This window comes from Francisella sp. 19X1-34 (assembly GCF_041102755.1).
Lineage (GTDB): Bacteria > Pseudomonadota > Gammaproteobacteria > Francisellales > Francisellaceae > Francisella.
Window position 1 is genome coordinate 1 of sequence record NZ_JBGCTX010000116.1, and the last position, 3224, is coordinate 3224.

Sequence of the window (3224 nt, forward strand, 5' to 3'; positions counted from 1 at the left end):
TTATTATTTCTCCAATTAAAATCAATAATTATAAATATTTAGACATGAAGTAATTATCGAACTGAGGTTAATATAATGAACAAAAGAATATTTTCTAAACTATTGCTAACTATCTCTATAATACTTATAACTTGTAATGTATTTGCAGAAAGTCTTAAGCAATATAATATTTACCTTATTCCCTCTGATAAGGCAACTAAATATGTTAGAAGTTTTGATGACTCTCTAGAGAAAACAAATGTTCTTAAAAAATATAATACGAAACCTTTTATTGAGAATCACCCAGTGCATTTAACACTTTATTTAACAAGTTTTGATAGTAAAAATATTCCTGATATTGAAAAACAGCTAGCAGAAATTGCTAAAAACATATCTCCTTTTGATATTAAAACAGATAAGTTTATAGCAGGTAAAAGTGGTTTTGTAATGTTAAATATTCAAAATTCTCCAGAGCTTCAGAGACTATCAAATAAAGCTGTAACTGATTTAGCTAAATATAGAAATAAAAACTACCCTGCTCCTAGTTGGGTAAAATACTACCCTACTAAGTTAGAGTCTTTCAAAAAATATGGTTCTCCAAATACATTTAATCAGTTTAATCCTCATTTTAGTATATTAGCAGCTGATTTAGACAGTGACAAAGCTAGAGCTAACTTTGAAAAAGATTTTGATCAGATAATACAAAATACTAAATTAAAACCAGCGAGTTTTAAAATAAAAGCTATAGGTTTTGGTGAAGTAGATAAATACGGCCAAGTAACTAAACCTCTGTATATTTTTAATTTAAAAGGTTAAAATTGCAAAGCTTAAAATCTATTGTAAAAATTGTATTAGGAAAAATAAATGAAAATAAAATATAAAAACGTTTTAAAAGGGCTAGTTTTAGCATCTTCTTTTAGTATTTTTAGTTTTGCATATTCAGATAGTAAAACTACAGAAAATGCTCAGTGGGGATATGTTGGAGCTGAAGGTCCTGAGCACTGGGGTGATTTGTCTAAAAAATATAAAGAGTGCTCTACTGGACAACAACAATCTCCAATAAACCTAGTGACAACGAAAGCTGTTAAAGGTAATGAGTCAGATAGAGTAAAGATTGACTATCATCTACATGTTAAATCAATATTAAATAATGGCCACACAATACAAATTTTGTTTAAGCCAGGTAATTACATATTTGTTGGTAAGCAAAAGTATGAATTAAAACAAATGCATTTTCATACGCCAAGTGAAAATTATGTAGATGGTAAAGAGTATCCTTTTGAGGCTCACTTTGTAAATGTTTCTAAAGATGGCAAAATAGCTGTATTAGCATTGCTTTATCAGTATAGTGATACAAAAACCAACCCTTTTATAAAAAAAATATGGCCACATATTCCTAAAAAAGTTGGTGAAACTAATACTTTTAGCTTTACTGTAAATAAAGATGATAGCCCCCTTCCTAATGGCCATCATTCTTTTTATGAATATACAGGATCTTTGACAACTCCTCCGTGTACTGAAGGGGTTAAATGGATTATATTAAAAAGAAAAGCTAAGATATCAAAAGAACAAGTTCAAACATTTAGAAATATTTTGACTTTTAATAATGACAGACCTATTCAAAAAACTGATAATAGAAAAATATTTTTTGAACAAGAATAAGAGAAAATAGGAAGAAAAATGAAAAATAATCACTTTGATGTAATAAGTTTAGGTGGTGGCTCTGGTGGTATAGCATCTGCTGTCCAAGCTGCTAAGTTTGGTAAAAAAGTTGCAATTATTGAGAAGCGTGAGCTTGGTGGTACATGTGTAAATCGTGGTTGTGTGCCTAAAAAAGCGATGTTTTACGGTGCGATGATTGCAGAACAATTAAAGCATGATGTTGCTGGCTATGGTTTTGATGTTGAGGTTAAAGGTTTTAACTGGGCTACTTTAAAAGAAAAAAGAGCTAAATATATAGGCAATATTCATGGTTTCTATGATAGATTATTAGATAAATGGGATATCACTCACTTTAATAATTGGGGTAAATTCAAAGATAATAAAACTATAGTTTTAGATGATGGTACTGAGATAACAGCAGATCATATCTCTATATCTCCAGGTGCTTATCCTATCGTGCTAAATAATATCGAAGGGTCTGAGCTAGGTATCACATCAGATGAGTTTTTTGAGTTAGAAGAAACTCCTAAAAAGGCTGTTATCGTTGGTGGTGGTTATATTGGTGTTGAGATTGCAGGAGTTTTAAATGCTCATGGTACTGACACTACTGTAGTAGTTCGTAGAGATAAGCCTTTAATGGATTTTGATAATGATATTAGTGATACGTTAGTTGAATGTATGGAGATGACAAATCTTAAAGTAATGAACCATACAAATATTACTAAAGTAGAAAAAGTTGGTAAAAATTTAAAGATAACTACAGATACTGGTAAAGTATTAGAAGGTGTTGATACTCTAATATGGGCAACAGGCCGTGCTCCTAATACTCATAACCTAGGCATAGAAAATACTGATATAGAAATAACTAAAAAAGGTGTAATACCTGCTGATGAATGGTGTCAAACAAATGTTGATGGCGTATATTCTATAGGTGATGCTTCAGGTGTACCTCAATTGACTCCAGTTGCGATTAAGACAGGTAGATACCTTGCTCGTAGGCTTTTTAATAATGAGACAGACTTAAAAGCTAATCTTCAAAATGTTCCGACAGTTATATTCTCTCACCCTGCTATTGGTACTGTTGGTTTATCTGAAAAAGAAGCTAGAGAAAAATATGGCGATGATAATGTAAAAGTTTATAAGTCTAGATTTACAGCTTTATACTGTGCTATCTCAGGCCATAGAATGCCAACTGTAATGAAATTAGTTGTAACTGGTGAAAATGAAAAAGTAGTTGGTTGTCATATGATAGGTCTAAATGTTGATGAAATGCTGCAAGGATTTGCGGTAGCTATCAATATGGGTGCAACTAAAAAAGATTTTGATGATACTATAGCTATTCACCCTACTAGTTCTGAAGAACTTGTAACTATGTAGCTATAAATATATGAATAAGCAATATGCTAAAGAAAATGTTTGTGAAATCTACAATAAAATTTCTAAGTGGTTTTATGAACATCGTTCATTAGATCTATTTGAAAAACCATATCTTGATAGCATAATTGCTCTAGGTTCTGTGCACAAAAAATATAAATTAGATTGAAAATAGCTAAACCGTTGTTATTTAAAAGTTGAAAGACAGT

Annotated in this window: 4 protein-coding genes; all 4 read left to right on the forward strand. The window is 30.7% G+C overall.

Features of this window, described 5'->3' with window-relative positions:
* Nucleotides 1–75: 75 nt before the first annotated feature.
* From AB8E56_RS11380 to AB8E56_RS11395, 4 genes are read left to right on the forward strand one after another with little or no spacing between them, the layout of a single operon-like run.
* The gene (locus tag AB8E56_RS11380) at nucleotides 76–795 is read left to right on the forward strand and encodes a 2'-5' RNA ligase family protein (protein WP_329481203.1); all 720 of its coding nucleotides are present in this window, start codon (nucleotides 76–78) and stop codon (nucleotides 793–795) included.
* 48 nt (nucleotides 796–843) lie between these two features.
* Entirely contained in the window at nucleotides 844–1641 is a 798-nt protein-coding gene (locus AB8E56_RS11385) for a carbonic anhydrase family protein (RefSeq protein WP_329481205.1), read from the forward strand.
* Nucleotides 1642–1659: 18 nt separating this feature from the next.
* A complete protein-coding gene (gorA, locus tag AB8E56_RS11390) occupies nucleotides 1660–3018 on the forward strand; it encodes a glutathione-disulfide reductase (RefSeq protein ID WP_329481207.1) in 1359 nt (452 codons plus the stop codon).
* Nucleotides 3019–3028: 10 nt separating this feature from the next.
* Nucleotides 3029–3184 (forward strand): hypothetical protein, encoded by a 156-nt coding sequence (locus tag AB8E56_RS11395; protein ID WP_329481209.1) that lies wholly within the window; start codon nucleotides 3029–3031, stop codon nucleotides 3182–3184.
* The last annotated feature ends 40 nt before the right edge of the window (nucleotides 3185–3224 follow it).

Bases quoted from the DNA above. Each gene is read 5' to 3' on its own strand.
- AB8E56_RS11385 (WP_329481205.1), top strand. From the start codon at position 844: ATGAAAATAAAATATAAAAACGTTTTAAAAGGGCTAGTTTTAGCATCT.
- gorA (WP_329481207.1), top strand. From the start codon at position 1,660: ATGAAAAATAATCACTTTGATGTAATAAGTTTAGGTGGTGGCTCTGGT.
- AB8E56_RS11395 (WP_329481209.1), top strand. From the start codon at position 3,029: ATGAATAAGCAATATGCTAAAGAAAATGTTTGTGAAATCTACAATAAA.
- AB8E56_RS11380 (WP_329481203.1), top strand. From the start codon at position 76: ATGAACAAAAGAATATTTTCTAAACTATTGCTAACTATCTCTATAATA.